This is a genomic window from Streptomyces sp. NPDC111516, from assembly GCF_055635345.1.
Genome location: NZ_JBVKBV010000065.1, coordinates 1 through 3,219, shown reverse-complemented (window position 1 = coordinate 3,219; position 3,219 = coordinate 1). Strand labels below are relative to the sequence as shown.

Sequence of the window (3,219 nt, the reverse complement as noted above, 5' to 3'; positions counted from 1 at the left end):
ACCGCATGCGCACCGAAGGCATCGAGAAGAACACCCACGACAACCCCTTCGGCGCCGTCCTCTCCTTCCGCGGCACCCCCACCGACACCACCGTCGAACACACCCTGAGCGCGGCGATGCCGGACCTCTCGGACCTGTTCGAGGTGGGCGACTCGTCGAAGTTCGCCGTCGGCCAGTGGTGGGCCGTGGAGATCAACGCCCTGGCGGGGAAGTACGAGAAGGAGATCCAGCGCCTGGTCCAGGTCACCGGTGTCGTCGACCCGACGCACATCCGGGTCAACTACCAGATCGGCTGGGACCTGGCCGCCGGCCGCACCCTCACCTGGACCCGCGTCGAGCCCGTCGACCGCGCCCACGTCCGCAACCTCGTCTTCGAGGGCTGGGGCGAGGACGAGATGACCGGCTCGCACCCGGTCGCGTACGAGTACGCGGTGCGCTGCGACGTCTCCGGGATCGAGGCCATCGGCACCTTCTGGCCTGTCGTGATGCGCCGCTGGTGCACGTACTACCGCACCGAGCAGTGCTCGCTGACCAACCCCAAGTCCGTCACGTACGGCGGCGCGGGCTATCTCACCCAGCAGATCTACTGCCTGTACGGGCACGTCGAGGACTGTCACACGTCCAACGCCCGTCATCTCAACGACTTCACGGCCTCCGCCTACTGCTACGTCACCAACTGTCACGGCGACGGTGACGACGAGGGCCCGTTCGTGACGCACGGGCAGTTCGAGCACGACCTCGTCTACACCGGCAACTCCGGCCTGATGACGTTCGCCAACTCCGGTGCCGCCTGGGGCGGCAGGGCCAAGCGGATCACCGTGCGCCGGCACGCCTGTTCCTGGTTCGTGGCCCGCGTCAAGATCACCGATCTGACGCTGGAGGACGTCCTGGTCATCGGCAAGAAGTCCCTGGCCGGCTCCGGCATGCTCTGGGTCAACGCCGACGGGGTGCAGATGCGCGGCTGTACGGCCACCGGTCCGCTGATCGTCTCCCGGGCCTCGGACCTGTCCGCCCGCCCCAATGTGATCGCCGACTCCTCGTTCGCCTTCGCGGCGGGCGCGGAGATAACCCAGGCCAATGTGACCGTCCCGCTCACCCTCCAGCGCACCACGCTGAGAGGCCTCGACGGCGCGGTCTTCAACGGCACCGGGCCGCTCGTCATCGACCAGTGCACGCTGACCGGCTCCAAGGACACCGCCCCGGTCTCGCTCGCACACGCCGACATCACCGTCCTCGGCGGCGAACTCCGCGACACCGGGCTGAAGCTGACCGCGGCGAAGGACCAGCGGCTGCGCATCGACGGCACGCGTCTGTCCGGCACCAACAAGGACGGCGCCCTGCTCGCCCGTACCGGCTCCGGACGCACCGTCGACTGGCAGCTCACCGGCCTCGACTCGACCGCGCCCAAGGGCACCGCCCATGTGCTGGTCACCGAGGGCCCCAACCGCTACCGGGCCACCGGCTCCACCTTCACCGACGGCCGGCTCGAACTGCGGCCCGCGGCGTTCGCCGGCACCGCCAGCCATCTGCTGCACACCGGCTGTGTCGAGGACGGCACCGAGCGCACCGCGCTGCCGGACGAGGGCGACCGCGTCGCCCACACCACCGCCACGCTGCGCTTCTGACCACTCGGGGCCTCTCGTTCGGATCATGCCGGGCTCGCGGCGTCTGGCACGCACCCTGATCCGAACGAAAGACCCTGACCCTTCGATCACCAGGGATTCCCCGTGTCCACGCATACCCCGATCAACGGCCGGCCCGTACGGGTCGCGCTCGTCGGCGCCGGCAACCGCGGTCTGACGTACGCCGAGTGGATCAAGGCGCACCCCGAGCGCGCCGAACTCGTCGCCGTCGCCGATCCGCGCCCCGCTGCGCGGGCCGCCGCCGGTGCGCCCGTCGAGTTCGACGACTGGCGTCCGCTCGTCGAGAACCGCGTCGCCGACGCCGTCATCGTCGCCACCCAGGACCGTTTCCACGTGGAGCCGGTGCTGGCCCTGGCCGAGGCCGGATACGCGATCCTCGCCGAGAAGCCCCTCGCCCCGACCGAGGACGAGACCCGGCGGATCGTCGAGGGTGTGGAGCGGGCCGGGGTCCTCTTCGCGGTGTGCCATGTCATGCGGTACACCCCGTACACCGACCTGGTGAAGGAGGTCGTGGACTCCGGCGTGCTCGGTCAACTGGTCTCCCTCGACCATCTGGAGCCGGTCGGCTGGTGGCACTACGCCCACAGTTATGTGCGCGGGCCGTGGCGCAGCGAGAAGGACTCCTCCCCGATGCTGCTCGCGAAGTCCTGCCACGACCTGGACTGGATCACGTACGTCATGGGCGGCCGGATCGAGCAGGTCACGAGCTTCGGCGGACTGAAGCACTTCCGGCCGGAGAACGCCCCGGCCGGGTCCGCCGACCGCTGTCTGGACTGTGCGGTCGAGTCCGGCTGCCCGTACAGCGCGCTGAAGCTGTACATGCCGACGCTGCGCGAGAAGGGTGCGGTCTGGCCGGTCACCCATGTCACGGAGGCGACCGACGAGGCCGGTCTGGTGCAGGCGCTGCGCGAGGGGCCGTACGGCGTCTGCGCGTACCGCAGCGACAACGACGTGGTCGACCACCAGGTCCTCGCGATGCGGCTGACGGAGGGGGTGACCGCGACCTTCCAGATGGTGGCGTTCACCGAGCAGACGCACCGGCAGACCCGGATCTTCGGCTCGCACGGCTGGCTCATCGGCGACGGTGAGCGGGTCACCGTGCAGGACTTCCGGACCGGTGAGTCCACCGTCCACGAACTCGGCGCATCGGGTTCGAACGCGGCCGACGGGCACGGCGGCGGGGACGCCGCGCTCGTCGAGGCGTTCGTCACCGCCGTCGCCACCGGCGACGCCGGGGCCGTCCGCTCCGGTCCCGCCACCTCGCTCGGCAGCCATCTCGCGGCGTTCGCCGCCGAACGTGCCCGGCACACCGGCACCGTGCAGACGGTCCCGGCCCAGTGACACCCCCTGAAGGGCCTGTCGTCCGGACCAGGCCCTCTTCCCAGCCCGCCCTCACGTCCTCGGAGGACCACCTCATGTCCCGTCTTCTCACCCGCCGTTCCAGAGTCCGTGCCGTCGCCGCGCCCGTCCTCGCCACCGCACTCGCCGCCGGTGTGCTGGCCGGCTGCTCCGGCAGCGGCAGCGACGGCAACACCGTCACCATGTGGACCTACCCGGTCATCTTCGACGAGGCCAA

General features: G+C 70.3%; 2 protein-coding genes. Both read left to right on the top strand.

Annotated features, from left to right (window positions below; all coding sequences use genetic code 11):
* Nucleotides 1-1,625 (top strand): peptidase C14 (locus tag ACZ7L9_RS37990; RefSeq protein WP_471422085.1); only part of this gene is annotated, 1,625 nt, incomplete at its 5' end.
* Between the two features lie 102 nt (nt 1,626-1,727).
* Nucleotides 1,728-2,984 (top strand): Gfo/Idh/MocA family protein, encoded by a 1,257-nt coding sequence (locus tag ACZ7L9_RS37985; protein ID WP_471422084.1) that lies wholly within the window; start codon nt 1,728-1,730, stop codon nt 2,982-2,984.
* Nucleotides 2,985-3,219 lie beyond the last annotated feature (235 nt).